Annotated in this window: 19 protein-coding genes; 5 read left to right on the forward strand and 14 right to left on the reverse strand. The window is 41.0% G+C overall.

Going from position 1 to position 17,292, the window contains the following annotated elements; all coding sequences use genetic code 11:
* Positions 1 to 215 precede the first annotated feature (215 nt).
* The gene (locus JI666_RS14040; protein ID WP_206892932.1) at positions 216 to 1,538 is read right to left on the reverse strand and encodes a Na+/H+ antiporter family protein; all 1,323 of its coding nucleotides are present in this window, start codon (positions 1,536 to 1,538) and stop codon (positions 216 to 218) included.
* 314 nt (positions 1,539 to 1,852) lie between these two features.
* Here JI666_RS14040 and JI666_RS14045 point away from each other — a divergent pair, with 314 nt between their 5' ends.
* Positions 1,853 to 2,335, forward strand: coding sequence for a divergent PAP2 family protein (locus JI666_RS14045; protein ID WP_206892933.1), 483 nt, complete (start codon positions 1,853 to 1,855; stop codon positions 2,333 to 2,335).
* A 14-nt stretch (positions 2,336 to 2,349) separates the two neighbouring features.
* The gene (locus JI666_RS14050) at positions 2,350 to 3,153 is read left to right on the forward strand and encodes a cobalamin-binding protein (protein WP_206892935.1); all 804 of its coding nucleotides are present in this window, start codon (positions 2,350 to 2,352) and stop codon (positions 3,151 to 3,153) included.
* A gap of 74 nt (positions 3,154 to 3,227) precedes the next feature.
* Here JI666_RS14050 and spsC read toward each other — a convergent pair whose 3' ends face one another.
* The 5 genes from spsC to JI666_RS14075 all read right to left on the reverse strand — a co-directional run bounded on the left by spsC (position 3,228) and on the right by JI666_RS14075 (position 6,601).
* Positions 3,228 to 3,812 (reverse strand): stationary phase survival protein SpsC, encoded by a 585-nt coding sequence (gene spsC / locus JI666_RS14055; protein ID WP_286170848.1) that lies wholly within the window; start codon positions 3,810 to 3,812, stop codon positions 3,228 to 3,230.
* Positions 3,813 to 4,005: 193 nt separating this feature from the next.
* Positions 4,006 to 4,323, reverse strand: coding sequence for a YuiB family protein (locus JI666_RS14060; RefSeq protein ID WP_206892938.1), 318 nt, complete (start codon positions 4,321 to 4,323; stop codon positions 4,006 to 4,008).
* Between the two features lie 117 nt (positions 4,324 to 4,440).
* The gene (locus JI666_RS14065; protein ID WP_161797390.1) at positions 4,441 to 4,569 is read right to left on the reverse strand and encodes a YuiA family protein; all 129 of its coding nucleotides are present in this window, start codon (positions 4,567 to 4,569) and stop codon (positions 4,441 to 4,443) included.
* A 132-nt stretch (positions 4,570 to 4,701) separates the two neighbouring features.
* Positions 4,702 to 5,181, reverse strand: coding sequence for an NUDIX domain-containing protein (locus JI666_RS14070; protein WP_206892940.1), 480 nt, complete (start codon positions 5,179 to 5,181; stop codon positions 4,702 to 4,704).
* Positions 5,182 to 5,398: 217 nt separating this feature from the next.
* Complete coding sequence (locus JI666_RS14075) at positions 5,399 to 6,601, reverse strand: NAD(P)/FAD-dependent oxidoreductase (protein ID WP_206892942.1); 1,203 nt, start codon at positions 6,599 to 6,601, stop codon at positions 5,399 to 5,401.
* 368 nt (positions 6,602 to 6,969) lie between these two features.
* On the opposite strand from JI666_RS14075, the gene JI666_RS14080 reads away from it, so the two are divergent.
* Together JI666_RS14080 and JI666_RS21760 are read left to right on the forward strand one after the other, a co-directional pair.
* Complete coding sequence (locus tag JI666_RS14080; protein ID WP_206892944.1) at positions 6,970 to 7,977, forward strand: NAD(P)/FAD-dependent oxidoreductase; 1,008 nt, start codon at positions 6,970 to 6,972, stop codon at positions 7,975 to 7,977.
* 24 nt (positions 7,978 to 8,001) lie between these two features.
* Complete coding sequence (locus JI666_RS21760) at positions 8,002 to 8,130, forward strand: hypothetical protein (RefSeq protein ID WP_286170834.1); 129 nt, start codon at positions 8,002 to 8,004, stop codon at positions 8,128 to 8,130.
* Between the two features lie 419 nt (positions 8,131 to 8,549).
* On the opposite strand, the gene JI666_RS14085 is transcribed toward JI666_RS21760, so the two are convergent.
* Positions 8,550 to 8,744 (reverse strand): hypothetical protein, encoded by a 195-nt coding sequence (locus tag JI666_RS14085; RefSeq protein ID WP_206892945.1) that lies wholly within the window; start codon positions 8,742 to 8,744, stop codon positions 8,550 to 8,552.
* Positions 8,745 to 8,945: 201 nt separating this feature from the next.
* On the opposite strand from JI666_RS14085, the gene JI666_RS14090 reads away from it, so the two are divergent.
* On the forward strand, positions 8,946 to 9,767 hold the full coding sequence (locus tag JI666_RS14090; protein ID WP_206892946.1) for an SDR family oxidoreductase: 822 nt from the start codon (positions 8,946 to 8,948) through the stop codon (positions 9,765 to 9,767).
* A gap of 55 nt (positions 9,768 to 9,822) precedes the next feature.
* Here JI666_RS14090 and JI666_RS14095 read toward each other — a convergent pair whose 3' ends face one another.
* The 7 genes from JI666_RS14095 to JI666_RS14125 all read right to left on the reverse strand — a co-directional run bounded on the left by JI666_RS14095 (position 9,823) and on the right by JI666_RS14125 (position 17,245).
* Positions 9,823 to 10,791 carry a sugar phosphate isomerase/epimerase family protein gene (locus JI666_RS14095; RefSeq protein ID WP_206892947.1) on the reverse strand — a complete coding sequence of 323 codons (969 nt, stop codon included), beginning with the start codon at positions 10,789 to 10,791 and terminating at the stop codon, positions 9,823 to 9,825.
* A gap of 29 nt (positions 10,792 to 10,820) precedes the next feature.
* The gene (locus tag JI666_RS14100) at positions 10,821 to 11,858 is read right to left on the reverse strand and encodes a Gfo/Idh/MocA family protein (RefSeq protein ID WP_206892948.1); all 1,038 of its coding nucleotides are present in this window, start codon (positions 11,856 to 11,858) and stop codon (positions 10,821 to 10,823) included.
* A 4-nt stretch (positions 11,859 to 11,862) separates the two neighbouring features.
* Positions 11,863 to 12,891, reverse strand: coding sequence for a Gfo/Idh/MocA family protein (locus tag JI666_RS14105; RefSeq protein ID WP_206892950.1), 1,029 nt, complete (start codon positions 12,889 to 12,891; stop codon positions 11,863 to 11,865).
* A 24-nt stretch (positions 12,892 to 12,915) separates the two neighbouring features.
* Complete coding sequence (locus JI666_RS14110; protein ID WP_206892952.1) at positions 12,916 to 13,635, reverse strand: ThuA domain-containing protein; 720 nt, start codon at positions 13,633 to 13,635, stop codon at positions 12,916 to 12,918.
* Positions 13,636 to 13,655: 20 nt separating this feature from the next.
* The gene (locus JI666_RS14115) at positions 13,656 to 14,483 is read right to left on the reverse strand and encodes a carbohydrate ABC transporter permease (RefSeq protein ID WP_048312008.1); all 828 of its coding nucleotides are present in this window, start codon (positions 14,481 to 14,483) and stop codon (positions 13,656 to 13,658) included.
* A gap of 39 nt (positions 14,484 to 14,522) precedes the next feature.
* Complete coding sequence (locus JI666_RS14120; protein ID WP_206892954.1) at positions 14,523 to 15,866, reverse strand: carbohydrate ABC transporter permease; 1,344 nt, start codon at positions 15,864 to 15,866, stop codon at positions 14,523 to 14,525.
* Between the two features lie 62 nt (positions 15,867 to 15,928).
* Positions 15,929 to 17,245, reverse strand: a complete 1,317-nt coding sequence (locus JI666_RS14125) for an ABC transporter substrate-binding protein (RefSeq protein ID WP_206892955.1) — start codon at positions 17,243 to 17,245, stop codon at positions 15,929 to 15,931.
* Between the last annotated feature and the right edge of the window lie 47 nt (positions 17,246 to 17,292).

The following is a 17,292-nucleotide window of genomic DNA, read 5'->3' on the forward strand; positions in this document are numbered from 1 at the left end:
CCTTAGTTATGGGCTATTGGTTAGCACCTGCATCATAACGGAGGGTCCTTTTTTATGCAATAGGCTTCATTCTGTTCTCACAGGAATGCTCCTGCGGGATTAGCGGGACAGGTGAGCCTCCTGGAGCGGAAATCAACCACTACTCTCATCGAAAATGTTTATGAAAAAAGCACAACATAAAAAACACAGGGGAAACACCCCCTGTGTTCGTTAAATCAAAAGATCATTGCTGCAATCCAACCAAATAAGATCAATGGAATATTGTAATGGAGGAACGTCGGGACAACTGTGTCCCAAATATGATTGTGTTGTCCATCAGCATTCAATCCTGAAGTTGGTCCAAGCGTACTATCGGATGCAGGTGATCCTGCGTCACCAAGAGCAGCTGCTGTTCCAACAAGTGCAATGGTCGCCATTGGACTAAATCCAAGCTCCATTGCAAGAGGTACATAAATGGCTGCAATAATCGGAATGGTTGAAAAGGATGAGCCGATTCCCATCGTAATGAACAAGCCAACAATTAACATAAGTAGTGCAGCGAGGGCTTTATTATCACCGATAATACCAGATGCCTGTGTAACAAGAGTTTGTACGTCTCCTGTTTGTCTTAGTACTTCTGCAAAACCATTAGCCGCAAGCATAACAAAACCGATAAAAGCCATCATCTTCATACCTTCTGTTAAGACAGCTTCAGATTCTTTTAGGCGAATACTTCCTGTTACATAAAGGACAATTATTCCTGAAAGCGCACCGAGAATCATCGACTCAGTCGGAATCTGCACTGCTAGGGTAACGATGACAGAAATGGCAGCAAAAAGAATTGAGCGTCTCGAATAAACGTGTTTCTCTGGAAATTCTTCCTGAGAAATAGAAAGCTGTTTGTACGTTCTCTGACCACGGTATGAAATGAATACGGCAATCAGTAGGCCAACTACTAAGCCCGCTGTTGGTAGTAGCATAGCAGTTGGGATGGAAGATAATTCGATCTCCATTCCACTATCCGCCATATTAGACTGCAGAATTTCATGAAATATTTTCCCGAAACCAGCAGGTAGCAGAATATATGGTGCAGTTAAACCGAATGTTAGTACTGAGGCTACCGCCCTCCGATCAATACCAAGTTCATTTAATACTTGTAAGATCGGTGGAATAAGAATCGGAATAAAGGCAATATGAACTGGAACAAGGTTTTGCGAGAAACATGAAATCAATAGAATAATGAATAGAATGAGAACCTTTGCTAGTCCTTTCTTACGATCGCCTCCCTGGCGATTAACTAATTTAAGTGCACGATCGACAATTAGTTCTGGTAACCCAGTACGGGTCAGACCTACAGCAAAGCTTCCAAGTAAAGCATAGCTTAGAGCAACGGTGGCTCCGCCTCCGAGCCCAGAACTAAATGCGTTAATCGTATCGTCAAGAGACAAACCGCCAAGTAAGCCTCCAGCAATCGCTCCTATGACAAGAGAAATAACAACATGTATGCGAAATAGGCTTAGACCTAGCATGATTAGAACAGCTATAATAACGGCATTCATAACGTAACAACCTTTCAACTAATCCTTTAGTTTGGTAAATCACTAATAAGTTAACATGCTGGAGTAATTGTGTCAATGGAATCACCTGATGTTGTTCTGAGTTCAGATAAATCAGCAAATTCTTAGGACATTAAAGTACAGAGTCTACACAATATGGTATAATTGACTGATAATTTCTGTTGCAATACTCGTTTGATCTGCGTAAAAGGGTTAAGCGTTATCGGTTTTACATAAGCTCTCTCACTCGATTGGACTGGAGTAACTTAGGGTAAACCACACATAGGATCAGTTTAGAAAGGAAGATGTTGTCACTCATGGATATTTTGTTTAACTTCCCACTCTGGGCAGCGTTATTTGGCGTCTTCTTTGCCCAATTTCTTAAAGTACCAATCTATTTTGTTGCGACAAAACAAATCAATTGGTCGCTAATCAATTCTACAGGTGGGATGCCAAGTTCTCATTCTGCTGCCACCACAGCGCTCGCAACAGGTGTCGCGCTTGAAGCTGGACTTGACTCGCCCGTTTTTGCAGTAGCGGCCATGTTTAGTATTATCGTGATGTTTGATTCTACAGGTGTTAGAAGACAAACTGGAGAACAGGCAATCGTTCTAAACCAGCTTGTTCTGAATTTCAATAGATTTGTATCAGAAGCGAAGAACTGGCAACAAAAGCAAGAACGAGAAAAAATTGAAGAATTAAAAGAACTTTTAGGTCATAAACCGATCGAAGTTCTTGTAGGTGGTTTACTCGGTATTATCGCTACTATTATTCTTTATTATGCCCTTCAAATTGGTTAGAAAGGAGACCATTGATGCGAATTGTTTCTCTCTGTCCAAGCAATACGGAACTTTGTGCTTTTCTAGGAATCGCGGATCAACTCGTTGGCGTTGATGATTTCTCAGATTGGCCAGAACAAATAACGGAATTACCGCGACTAGGTCCCGACCTTTCAATTGATATGAATAAAGTGGAAGAATTGAAACCAGACCTTATTCTCGCTTCTCTAAGCGTGCCTGGTATGGAGAAAAACATTGAGGCCCTCGATCAATTAGGGCTTTCTTATACGGTTTTGAATCCAAATTCTCTTGAAGATATTTGTGATGATGTTGTTACACTTGGCGAGTTAACGAATAAACAAAAGGAAGCGCGCTCCTTATCGCAACGTTTTAAGAAAGTCATTCAAGAATATAAAGAAATCAGTGATTCGATTGAAAGCAAGCCTGAAATCTACTGGGAATGGTGGCCGAAGCCTATTTTTACTCCTGGCCAAACGAACTGGCTTACTGAAATCAGTGAACTCGCTGGTGCTAAGAATTGTTTCCGTGATGTCGAGCTTGCATCCGTTCAAACAGATTGGAACGATGTTGTGAACCGGAAGCCTGACCATATATGCCTTGCTTGGGTTGGAGTAAGGAAGAATAAAGTGAATCCTGCAATTGTGAAGAAGCGAGAAGGATGGGAGAAGCTCAATGATTGTCCTATCCATGTTCTCGAAGAGTGGCTATACTGTAGACCATCTCCACGTCTTATCACAGGTCTCATCAAGCTTGCTGCCATTCTTCACCCTGATCGCTATCCGGCATATGAGGGCGAAGATTCATTCCTTCTCACCTAATCACATACAACAAAACGACGGAGGCTGCCTCCGTCGTTTACTTTTTCATTATACATATAGAATCATACCTACTTTTATTCTACCTTTTTCAGAAGCTCTTGCCTGAAAACCTGCATCGATTCTTCCTCATTCATTAATTGCAGCGCTTCTTCTGTTAACGTACCCTTCCCTTTTTGAATAAGGTACACATTAAGCGTCTTTTTACCCCATTCTTCATACACATCTTGAACCGTATCGTAGTACAGATCAATTCGATCACCCTTTATAGCACTTCCTGTATCTGCGACAACACCAAATCCATATTCAGGAATAAACAATACACTTCCAATTGGAAAAACAGAAGTATCTGCTGCAATTGTCGAATAAAGATCTCGTTTTACTTTCACACCGGAATACGTTATGCCGTATGCAGGATGATCTGGTGTCTTACCCGTTGACTCTTTTCCAGCAGTATATCCTGTTGCCGTCACTTTATGTGCAGGATACTGTGTCCAATCTTGAGATGTATCAAGACTTTGAGGTTTGTCTTCCTCGCTTAGTACAGCCTGATCTCGAAACATCCACTTTGTCGCCTCGTTTAGCGACACACCGGATAATAATAAATAAGTTGATAACAAAGCTGCTGCAAATAGACCTGTGAAAAACAAGCCTTTTATCATCAGCACAAAAACACGCACGTTCTTCACTCCTCTCATGGTCTATTCATTTCCAGAGAACAGTGAAGCTATTCATCAATTTACGAGTGGATCAAGCTCGTCTAGCTAAAAATGATTCTAGTGAACACATACTAATATGGTACCCACCAATATTTAGACAAATAAAAAAAGCTTCTGCCAGCTATTGGCGAAGCTTTTAGAACATTTGATAACCTCTAACACGAAGCATGCGTATGGCAACGCCTGCAAATACAGCTCCTACAAGTCCTGCTGATAAGATAATCGCGTCTGCACTACCAAGTGAGAGAAGATCAGTACCCAACGCTTTAAAGGCAGTACCTGGCATTGAGAAGTATTGGAAAAATGAAACGTTATCAATAATCATAATAACAATAATTGGATAGACAACCGCCATGATCCATGTTGAACGTAGCAGCATGTTAAGCAGAAATCCGATTCCAAAGAAAAGTACAATAAATAATAGCATTGAGATAATCAGCTGTGGAATAGCCATTACTTCACCCCCGTTTAATCATTGTTAGTTTACTGGATTCTTTCCAGTTAGTCAATGAACGGGAGGTGAACGGTTCCAACAGAAAAGCTAAGCGCAATCTGCGCTTAGCTTGTTGGATTATGCTTTTGCCCCACTTCCCGAACAGCTATCACATGTTTCTGATCCGCCTAGAAGCAGTTGAAAATACCCCTTCCCCTGGCAATAAGGACAGTCTGTTGCTTTCCCTTTATCCTGCTGTCTTCTCAATTCAACCACTCCTTTTGTTTCAATTTTCTGATAATATACCAAGAATCATTGAAAAAGAAAAACCCCAAATTTGCTCGTGATTGCTTGTGTAAGCGGATACATATTATATTATCAGAATATTTCGTCCTTTATCTAATCATTACTCTGATTTGATAACAATTTATAGGAGGTGTAGCCGAACTGAGCTCCAGGGTTCATTTCGGTGATGAATTCCTGCAATCCATTTAAAAAAGGAGGAATCATAGAAGAGGTTGCAGCGTCTGTTAGTAGCTCTTGCTTTGTTCGAAAAGAGCTCTCTTCAATCTCAGTTGCCTCTGACGCTAGTGTTCCTCCAACCATTCGCATATGAAATACAATTAAATTATCACTTACCTCATTCGAAATAACACCTGACCTAATTCCTGCAATACTTACCGTCTCTGCAATAATACCTGTTTCTTCAAATACTTCACGGACCGCAGCTTCGTCTACTGTTTCACCTGCATCTACAAAGCCTGCAGGAAACGACCACTGCCCCTTCAATCCACCGTATTTCTTCTTTACAACAAGGTATTTCCCCTCAGATTCAACAATACCAGCAGCGGCAAGCCAAACCTTTCCTCTTTCAGTCAAGATCGATTCCTCCCTGGCATATTCGATATCGTTCGAACATAAGCTGTACCATAGCCCCTATTCCTTTGAATAGATTAGAAAAACTGGCATATCGCCATTTCCTTTCTGGCGATAGCCTTTGTTTTTCTAGTACTGTCATTCCAAAAAAAATGCATGACTCTTGTAAAGTATGAAAAAGGCAAAGACATAATGTCTTTGCCCTCTTTATCCTGCAATCTTAAAATAACTTTAGTTTACCTTTTTTCCAGACAAGCCCTGGTCCACCCAGCATGAATAAATAACGGTTGTCGATAATTTTCTTCATAGCTGAAGCTGTTGAACCGTAAAGCTTCTTGTTTCCAACTTTACCGATTGCTTCACCTTTACCAAGTGAAGCTACTGTTCCCTTAATATCCGGAGTGAAGCTTTCAAGCTCCTTACCACGTACAAGGTTAAGTAGGTTCTTGGAAACCGTTCCAGCTGCTTGAATCGCTACCTGCGCAGTTGGAGGGAATGGACGATTAATTTCTTCGTTGATAAGAAGCGCACAGTCTCCTACAACAAAAACGTTATCGTAATCAGGCGTACGCTGGTCTTTGCGAACAGGTACACGACCACGGTTCGTTTCGAAGCCAGAATCCGCAACGATAGAGTTACCTTGAACGCCACCTGTCCAAACAACAGTTGCAGATTTTACTTCTTCGTCTTCACCAAGGATAACGCCATCTTCTGTTACTTCTTTAATCATTGTGTTCGTACGGAATTCAACGCCTTTACGCTCAAGAAGGTTCATCGCATATTCAACGAGCTCTTCATCAAACCCTGGAAGAACCGTAGGAGATGCTTCGACATTAATGATCTTTACACGGTCACGTGGAATATCGAACTCTTTACAAAGTTCAGGAACACGCTCTGCAAGCTCACCTACGAATTCAATTCCTGTGAATCCTGCACCACCAACGATAATTGTTAGAAGATCATCACGACGCTCTGCTTCGTTGTTATAGCTTGCGAATTGGTATTCAATGTGCTCACGGATTTTGCGAACAGAGTTCACACTGCGAATGCTGAATGCATTTTCCTTAAGACCTTTAATACCAAACGTTGCCGGTTCGAAACCTAGAGCAAGTACAAGATAGTCATATTCGAGCTCACCGTTTGAGAGAATCACGCGTTTCTCATCAGGCTTTACTTCTACAACTGTATCTTTAACAAAATTGATTTTGTTAGCATCAATAACGTCATTAATCATAATTCGTGTTTTGTCATGATGCATTGTGCCTGCTGCTGGCTCATGAAGCCATGTTGTTTGATAGTGATAGTCATGCTTGTTTACAAGCGTTACTTCAACTTCGTTTGTACCCATTTCTTTTTGAAGACGAGCCGCTGTCATAATACCGCCGTAACCTGCACCTAAGATTGCAATTTTGGGCCTACTCACTAGTATCACATCCACCTTTTACCGATATTTTTTAGGACATAGTTAGGGATTTCCCTTAAGTGTCCAACCGTGAAACGTCATAAAACGTTAAGAATAAGGATATTATCCCTCATATAATAGAAAATAATAGGATAGATCGAGAGACATTGTTAAGGATTTCACGTTCTAGACCAAAAGAAGATATCTAGCACGCACTTTGTCATAAATATTTCAAATCTGACGCTCAATTTTAATCATATTCTTTTTTATTTTGTTTTTCAACCCTTATAATGAAACTTCAGGCGTGTTTTCACGTTAGGGGTTTAGTTCCGTTTTTATTATGATTATAATAATGAAAGCACAACGATTAAATTCAAGGGGGACTGACAATGACAGACCAGCAAGAACTTTATGATATTACGATTATTGGCGGGGGTCCTGTCGGATTATTCACTGCATTCTACGGTGGTATGCGCCAGCTTCGCGTCAAAATTATCGAAAGTATGCCACAGCTTGGAGGGCAGCTCTCTGCTCTTTATCCTGAAAAATATATTTATGATGTTGCAGGCTTTCCGAAAGTACTCGCTCAAGATCTTGTCGATAATTTAAAAGAGCAAGCGAACCAATTTAATCCGGAAGTCGTTCTAGAGCAATCTGTTGAAGAAGTAAAGAAACTTGACGATGGCTCACTTTATTTGCGTTCTAATACAGGTGAGGAGCATTACACACGCGCGGTTATTATTACTGCAGGCGTTGGCGCCTTCCAACCTCGTCGTCTTAAAGTAGAAGGCGCAGATCACTATGAGGGGAAAAACCTTCACTATTTCGTGAATGACCTAACTAGATTCGCTGGCCAGAAGGTCCTCATTGCTGGTGGTGGAGATTCCGCCGTAGACTGGGCTAATATGCTCGAACCAATCGCTGAAGAAGTAACGCTCATTCACCGCCGTGATAAGTTTAGAGCACATGAACACAGTGTTGAGCAACTAATGAATTCATCCGTAAACATCCAAACTCCTTATAATATAAGCGAGTTCATTGGAGATGGTGAACGAATTAACCAGGTTGTACTTGAGCAAGTTAAAGGGGAAGAAACGATCACGAAAGACGTCGATACTGTTATTGTGAATTACGGCTTCATCTCTTCTCTTGGACCAATTAAAGAATGGGGTCTCGACATCGAGAAGAACTCGATCGTTGTTAATTCCAAAATGGAAACGAATATTGCTGGTATATACGCTGCAGGTGACGTAGCTACATACGATGGCAAAGTGAAACTGATCGCTTCTGGATTTGGTGAAGCACCAACCGCTGTTAATAATGCAAAATCCTATATGGATCCAGATGCGAAAGTTCAACCACTTCACAGTACAAGCTTATTCGATAAGAAGAAGTAATTTAAACGCGAGGAAGGGATAGTTATGGACGAAATTATTTTTATCATAGTCATGGCTGCAGGTCTTGGGTATTCCCTATTCCATAGCTTAAAAGAAACACCTAAACCGGATTGGAAATCTGTTAAAGACAACCTCTTCCATTCTTCACACTAAAGGTAATCATACATTCAAAATCGCACTGTGAATCCACAGTGCGATTTTTGTTATTACTTTAACGTTCTCTTAAGCGCCCAGCAGTTAACATCCCTGCAAGAAATGAATATGTTTGAACTGCTATTGCTACGTTGCAAATGGGAATTAAGTAGCTTCTTTATAATTGGCTGTTTTCGTAGATATTATTGTTTTGATTTGCTTTTGAAATTGTTATAAAAACCAACACATCGCTATTTGGAGAGGAAATGACGCCTCTCCTTTAGCTAACAAAAACACCCCCAAAAGTTAGTTTTCTACTCTAACTTTTGGGGGTCGATACCATTTACATAATCGTAAACGCACTCTTTTTTTCCTATATACAATTATTCATCAAAACGATGACTTCCGCTTTTAGTTACAGAAGCATTTCTTGATATGTATTACCAGCCAAGTCCAACTTTAGTCGTAAGTATAGATTCACCAGAATCTCCATGTAATGAAATTTCATAACGACCAGGTTTGTTTGAATAGGCTAACGTTTGTTTCTTGAATTCAACATTAGCACGATAGCGCACCTCAATACTCTCCGTTTCAAGATCACCTGAATCTTCTTCACGTATCTTTAATAAAAACAAAGTATATCCCCCCATAACAAGAATTAATACGTTAATTCTATCACCAGGAGAGCACTTGAGATATGAAAAATAGTTTACAATAAGTCCACTATTTTCCATGAAAATTAATTTCACACTGATAATTTTCAAAGGATTATTCTTTCGAGATAGCGGGTACTAGTCATACTAGTTGATATAAGATTTTAAGGAGGAGAATGTGTCATGAATAGACTACAAAACAAAGTTGCCGTTATTACTGGCGGTGCAACAGGAATAGGCAAAGCAACAGTGGAGCTTTTCTCAAAAGAAGGTGCAACGGTTCTATGTGCTGATATTAATAAAGAAGAACTGGAAACGACAGCGAAGGAATTAAACAAAGACGGCGGCAACGTTAAACCGTTTCAAGTAGATGTTTCTGATGAAGATAGCGTTACACGTTTCGCGAATCAAGTGAAAGAAGAGTATGGCACGATTGATGTGTTATTCAATAACGCAGGTGTGGATCAAGAAGGTGGTAAAGTTCACGAATACCCTGTTGAACTATTTGATCGCATTATTTCAGTTGACCTACGCGGGACATTCTTAACAAGTAAATACCTAATTCCACTTATGCTTGATCACGGTGGTTCTATTATCAACACCTCTTCTATGTCAGGTCGAGCAGCAGACCTTGATCGCTCTGGATATAACGCAGCAAAAGGTGGCATTACAAATTTCACGAAAGCGATGGCGATTGATTATGCTAGACAGGGAATTCGAGTCAATTCCATCTCTCCTGGTACAATTGAAACACCGTTAATTGATAAACTCGCTGGATCTAAAGAGGAAGAGATGGGCCAGAAATTTAGAGATGCAAACAAATGGGTTACTCCTATGGGACGATTAGGACGACCTGATGAAATGGCAAAAGTAGCTCTCTTCCTCGCTTCAGATGATAGCTCATATGTAACAGGTGAAGATATCACAGCTGATGGAGGAATTATGGCTTACACATGGCCAGGTAAGATGCTGATTGATAAAGAATGGAAAGAAGAAACAGAATAAAGCCTACCAAAAACCCCGACCTCCTATAAAAGGAATCGGGGTTTTCGTTAAACTTCTAAGCCCACCACATCTCAGTCGGTTGTTCTTCAATTAGTACAGATTGAAGGTTCTTTACAGCTCGCTGGAACCCTTCTTCAATCGACATAAGTGGATCTTCATGTTCAATACTAACGACATGATCATAGCCATACATGCGGAGTGCGCTCATCATATTAGACCATTCCTGATTGCTATGGCCACAGCCGACAGATCGGAACGTCCATGCGCGTGATTTCACTTCACCATACGGTTGCATATCAGTTAATCCATGCATGTTTACATTATCCTGATCGATATACGTGTCCTTCGCATGGAAATGATGAATGGCATTCTCTTTACCTAGAATCTTAATGGCTGCGACAGGATCAATTCCTTGCCACCACATATGACTTGGATCAAGGTTTGCACCAATTGCATCACACGTCAGCTCACGAAGCTTTAACATCGTGTACGGTGTATGAACAAGGAAACCTCCATGAAGCTCAAGACCAATCTTTACATTATGATCTTTAGCAAACTGGCCCCACTCTTTCCAATATGGAACAAGCTTCTCTTCCCACTGCCATGTCAGCACATCAGAATACTCAGCAGGCCATGGTGTGACTGGCCAGTTCGGAAACTTAGCCTCCTCATGATCTCCTGGTGTTCCTGAGAAACAGTTTACGACTGGCACATTCATGAGCGAAGCAAGCTTCACTGTTTTCACGAACGTATCATGACACTTCTCAGCAAACTCCTTATCTGGAGAAATAGGATTGCCATGACAGCTAAAAGCACTAATTTCAAGTCCTCTTGCCTGTACCTTTTCAAGATATTCTGACCGCTTTCCTTCGCTGTCCAATAACTCATCAAGATTACAATGAGCATCTCCAGGATAGCCGCCTGTTCCAATCTCAACCGCTTTTAGACCGGATGCTTTCGCATGATCGAGCATCTCTTCAAATGATTTATCCGAAAATAGAACAGTAAATACGCCGAGTTTCATCGTCTCACTCCTATGATTTCAAAATGGTATTACAATTGAACGCTTCTACCTGTAGCACAGCTTTCATAGATTGCTTCAATAACCTGAGAAACGGTTCGTGCTTCTTCTGCACTCACAATTGGTTTCTCAAGACCGAGGCAACTGTTTACAAAGTTTTCCGCCTGTGGCAAACCTGGATCTTCTTCACCAGGCACCCACTCGCTACTGCTGTTTAACAGCATGCCATACTGTGCTTTGTTCAGTTGAAAAGGAAATACCTCAAGACCACCATCGCTACCAGAAATACTAACTGACTCTTTATCTTCAGCAATATTAGCTGACCACGACGTTTCAAATAACATGGAAACATTGTTATCAAATTTAATATACGCTGTCACATGATCATCCACATCGAATGTTTCATGATCAAAAGCACCCCATAAATTAACTTGTTCAGGCGTTTTACTTAATCGATTATAGGTTGTGCCTGACACTTCTACTGGCTTTGGATTTCCCATAAGCCACATGCTTAAGTCAAGAAAATGACAGCCATAGTCGATTAAGCTTCCACCACCCTGAAGCTGCTTATTCGTAAACACACCCCAGCCTGGTACTTTACGACGGCGAAGAGCTTGTACTCTCGCTACCATCGGATCACCAATTTCTTTTGCTTGAATGACCTGACGTGCTGCGCGCGGTTCCTTCATAAAACGATAATGATAGGCAATTGAAAGGACCTTACCTGACTCCTTTTCCGCTTCAATCATGCGATCACACTCTTCTACGTTCATTGCCATAGGCTTCTCACAAAGAACGTGTACGCCTGCTTTTAGCGCCTCTACAGCAAGGTCAGCGTGGAATTTGTTTGGCGTACAAATCGTTACAGCATCAACTTCTTTTAGCATATCTTCAACTTGCTCGTATACATTTGTAATGTTAAATAACACTGAAGCTTCCTTAGCTCTCTCATAGTCAACATCATAAACACCAAACAACTCTACCTGTTCGGAGAGTTGTTGGTATGAAGGGATATGACGTGACTGAGCGATTCCACCAGACCCGATAATTCCCATTCGTAATTTAGTCACGTCATCACCTCAAACTAATCATTTTCTTCGTTTCATTTGATTCAAGAGCAGCTAGAACAACTTGAAGTGATTTCATTCCTTCAAGACCACTTACAGGTGACTCTTTATCAGATACGATACTATCTACAAAACGATTAATAACATGTGAACTCGACTGACCACCCTCGTCATTCGATTGAATTCCACCAAGTTCATACTTCACAACCTCACCCGTTTGATACTGAACGACTAGTGAATTCACTGGATCATCTTCTAGACGAAGAATGGCTTTCTCTGCATAAATGATAGTTGAGTTGTCTTCTTTCGCTGTATAAGCCCAGCTTGCTGCAAGCGTGCCAATGATGCCGCTTTCTGATTTCAAGATGCAAACTGCATTATCATCAACCGTCGCAAATTCCTTTGCACTCGTTTCAACAAAAGAACCTACTTCTACAATTTCTTCACCTAGTACATAACGAATGAGGTCTGTCTTATGAACACCAAGATCTCCCATTGCTCCAATAAATGCTTTCTCTTTCTCAAAGAACCAGCTATCTTTGCCATCAACGCTCCACGCTTCTGGTCCAGGATGACCGAAAGCTGTGCGGAAACTATACACCTTTCCTACTTCACCACTTGCTAGTATCTCTTTTGCTTTTGCGTGGGAAGGAACAAATCGTTGATTATGAGCAATCATAAGTTTTTTACCGCTCTCACGGGCTGCTTCAATCATCTGTTCTGCATCTTCTCGTGAGGTTGCCATCGGCTTCTCACAAAGAACATGCTTACCCGCTTTTAGTGCAGCAATGGAAATCGGGGCGTGCAAATAGTTTGGCGTACATACACTTACTGCATCGATTTGTTCGTTCTGAAGCAATTCTTCTACACTTTCATAAGAAACTGCACCATAAAGTGCTCCAATTTCATCTGCCCTCGTTTTAACGATGTCACAAACCGCAGCAATTTCTATTAGTTTGTTTGCTGCGTATTCTGGAAGGTGGCGATGCTTTGCAATACTTCCACATCCGATAACACCAACTTGTAGTTTTCTCATAGTTTCTCCTCCTCTATCTTTCTATTATTTAGACGTAATGGTTTCGAGTGGTTTTGCATTTCCATAGACTGGTTTTGCTATGCTCGTAGGTTTGGCCCAGGCAACAGCGTTCTTCATCACTCGCTGAATATCTTCGTGATAATAGGTCGGGTATGTTTCATGTCCAGGTCTGAAGTAGAACACTTTTCCTTGACCACGTTTATATGTACAGCCGCTTCTGAAGACCTCTCCCCCTTCAAACCAGCTAACAAATACAAGCTCGTCCGGTGCTGGAATATCAAAATGCTCTCCATACATTTCTTCTCTTTCAAGCTCAATTGTCTCTCCAAGTCCTTCTGCAATTGGGTGAGTAGGATCGATTACCCACATTCTTTCCTTCTCATCCGCTTCACGCCACTTGAGATCACACCCTGTTCCCATTAGCTTCTTGAAAATCTTGGAGAAGTGACCAGAGTGAAGTACGATTAGACCCATACCATCTAGGACGCGTTGATGAACACGATCAACGATTTCATCCGATACCTCTTCATGAGCAATATGACCCCACCAAAGAAGAACATCGGTACTATTTAATACTTCTTCTGATAGACCGTGTTCTGGCTCGTCTAGCGTTGCTGTTCTCACTTCGAAGTCTTCCTTCAAGAATTCAGCAATCGCTCCATGAATGCCGTTCGGGTAGACACTTCTTACTTCTTCACTTTTTTGTTCGTGTCGATTTTCATTCCATACTGTAACGTTAAGCATATAATTCACTCCTATTTTATCTATTCTTTAACTGAACCTGATGTTAAACCAGAAACAATTCTACGTTGGAAAATGAGTACCATAATAACAAGTGGAACCGTTACCACAACAGTTGCTGCTGAGATCTCGCCCCATGGAATTGTATATTGTCCCTGGAATAGAGCAATTCCGACTGGTACGGTTTTGAACTTATCAGCTGTGTTGATCGTAAGGGCAAAGAGAAATTCGTTCCATGCAGCGATAAACACGAGTATAGCTGTTGTGAAAATCCCTGGTACCGCAAGCGGCATAATGACTTTCCAATACGTTTGCCATAGTGATGCACCATCAATCCTTGCTGCTTCTTCAAGATCAAATGGAATCTTTCTAAAGAACGTCACGAGTAACCAAATGGATAATGGAAGCGTGATCGTCGTATACGGGATAATAAGTCCCAGGTAGCTATTCGTAAGCCCTAAGTTTTTAAGAAAGATGTAGATTGGTGAAATCGTTGCAACCTGTGGAAACATCGATACTGAAAGGACTACTCCAAGAATAATTGGCTTTCCTTTAAAATTAAGACGCGCAATCGCATAAGCTGCGAAAGATGCTACAAGAACGGTATAAACGGTTGTAATGGTAGCTACAACAGTACTATTCCAAAGATAGCGCATGAACGGATAATCTACGAAAACGGATACATAGTTTTGTAGTGTTGGGTTCGATGTGAATGGATTGAACGCTCTGTCTCCAAATAGCTCAGACAGCGGCTTAATCGAGCTTGCAAGCATCCATAGAAATGGAAACATAACCAAGAAAACAAACACGACTAGAAAGACATAAAACATCGGTCCAGCTTTCTTATTCATCTGGCAGACCCTCCTTCTTCATCATAAAATACATTATCATTATTTTCCAGAACCATCTTTGATCAAATCAGATCCAAGAAGTTTAATAAAGATTCCTGAAATGATGGCCACACAGATAAAGACGACAACTGAAATAGCTGATCCTTCTCCAAAGTTCGTTTGCTTAAACATAAGGGTATAAGCATACATGGATATGGTTTCAGTTGAGTTTGCTGGACCTCCACCAGTTAATACGTAAATTAAGTCAAATACTCGGAATGCATCAAGCGTACGGAATAATAGAGCTACAAGAAGGCTTGATTTAAGTAGCGGTAGCGTAATCGTAATAAACTGCTTCCATTTATTCGCCCCATCAATGGATGCTGCTTCATAAAGGGAACCAGATATTGTCTGTAATCCTGCAAGAAGAAGTAATGCCATGTAAGGCGTTGTCTTCCAAACATCCGCAAAAATAACAGAGAACATCGCACCTGTATCTGTTGTTAATAGCATCGCCATTCTGTCAACAAGTCCAACATCTTCAAATAGCTTCGCGACAATCCCGTTTTGACCATCATATAGAAACTTCCACATAAGGGCAGCAACTGCAGTCGGGATCGCCCATGGAATAAGAATACTCGCTCGAATTAATCCTCTTCCAAGGAAAGCTTTGTTAATAAGGAGGGCAATAGCAAGTCCAAGAATAAGCTCTGCTAACACGGAGATAAATGTAAAGACACTTGTGTTCCAGAGAGAGCGCCACATCCGTTGGTCAGTTAAATTCTCTTTATAGTGTTCAAATCCGACAAAGTTAGGCTCTACCACAATCTCAGTAAGTGCTGATGATAATCCAACGATTTTGTCACCTTGCTCTAGATTGCCGTTCTCATTTATCGTTTTTAAATTATCATTTATTTCTTTAACAGACGTAGTAAAATCTTTTGCAACTGTTTCGTCGATTTCAATATACTTCATGTCGGCTGGTATATTCTCAAAGTTATCTAATTTTGCATTAATAGTGTCGTAGTTCTCTTGTGCCTCAGGCTTTTCTTTAATACCTTCGTCGAGATTCTCAAGCGTTGATTTAATCTTTGTTAACTCTTCACTTGAATTACCTTTATCAATTTCAGAGTCAATGGCTCCGACTAGAAAAGGGAAGTTCTGTAAATAACGATCTAAATCGATTTGGTAATCTAGATGAACTTCTGATTTAGTCGGCTCATTGAGCTGAAGGTCAAAAAGACTAAAATAAAAGGATTGAATAACTGGCCAAATGGAAATGGCTAGAATTAGGATAAGTGCTGGCGCAACAAGTAAGTAACCTACAACAGAATCATTCTTTTTCTTCTTCTTAGGCCGCTCCTCAACTTTGATCGGCTCTTTCGGATCGATTTCCGTTTGCATACCACCGCTCCTCTCTTAGGAAAAACATTAGCCTTCGGTCAGAAGGCTAATGTACATCACATTTACTTTTCTAATTTCTCATTCATTTCTTTCTCCATAGCAGCAGCAGCTTCTTCAGGTGTTTCTTCTCCTGCGATCGCTTTTGATACATGGATTTGAATGATTTCAGAGATTTCAGGATAGTTCGGTGCTACTGGGCGGGAAACAGCTGCTTCAAGAGCAGTTTGGAACCCTTCTTCACCAAAGAATGGGTTTGCTTCAATGATCTCTTGGTCATCGAATAGAGCTGGAAGTGTTGGTGCGTGTGAACCTACAATTGCATCAATCTTCTGTCCTTCTTCACCAGTCATGAACTTCAATAGTTCCCAAGCTTCTTGTGGATGCTCAGAGAAGTTGTTGATAGCTGACATCCAACCACCAAGAGCCGCAGCAGAACCTGCGTCACCTTGAGGAAGAGGAGCTACTTCTACATTTCCAACAATCTTAGACTGCTCTTCATCATTAGCAAGAGCGTACTGGTACGGCCAGTTACGGATAAATGGAGATTGTCCTTCGATAAACGCAGTGTGAGATTCTACTTCAGTGAACGTGTTAATGTTACCTGGAACGAAATCTGAGTTTGCAATTTCAACCAACTTAGAAATTCCTTTAATGGCTTCAGGGCTATTGATGACAACTTCGCCATTCTCATCGATGAACGCGCCACCATAAGAAGCTACGAATTCTACAGCGTTTGTAACAAGACCTTCATATTGCTTCGCTTGCATAAGGTAACCAAACTTCGTACCATCTTGACCCTTTAGGTCAGAAGCTTGAGTCATAAGATCGTCCCACGTTTTTGGAGCTTCTGAAACCATGTCTGAGCGGTAGAAAAGCATACCTGCATCAATAAACTTCGGCATTGCCCACTGCTTACCATTAAATGTTGCTGCAGTAACTGGCCCCTGGTTATAGTCGTCCATGTTAATGCTATCTTTTTGAATAAAACGATCGAGAGGGAGTACATAGCCTGCCTGCGCGAATTCCGCTGGCCAGATTACATCAAGATCTAATACATCAATCTCAGAGGATTCAGCGTTCAACATCGTTACGTATGCATCGTGCTGTGCACCAGTATCTGTTGGCATTTCACGGAATTCTACTTCGATATTAGGATTCTGCTTCTCAAATTCTTCAATCATTGCATCTGTTGCACCTGTTGCATCTTTACCACGTGCATAAACGATTTTGACTTTTTCATCGTTCCCAGAGCTTGCGTTTTCGTCCCCAGAATTAGTGCCGCTGTTTGAAGATGAATTGTTTGAAGAGCTACATGCAGATAGAACAAGAATTAGAGCCAATACGATAAAAAGCAACTTACTATTCTTCAAAATTCTCATAACAGTTTGGTCCCCCTTAAATTTGGTTGAAATCGATTTCAATATGT

The sequence above is a fragment of the Bacillus sp. NTK071 genome, from assembly GCF_017303315.1.
Lineage (GTDB): Bacteria > Bacillota > Bacilli > Bacillales > Guptibacillaceae > Guptibacillus.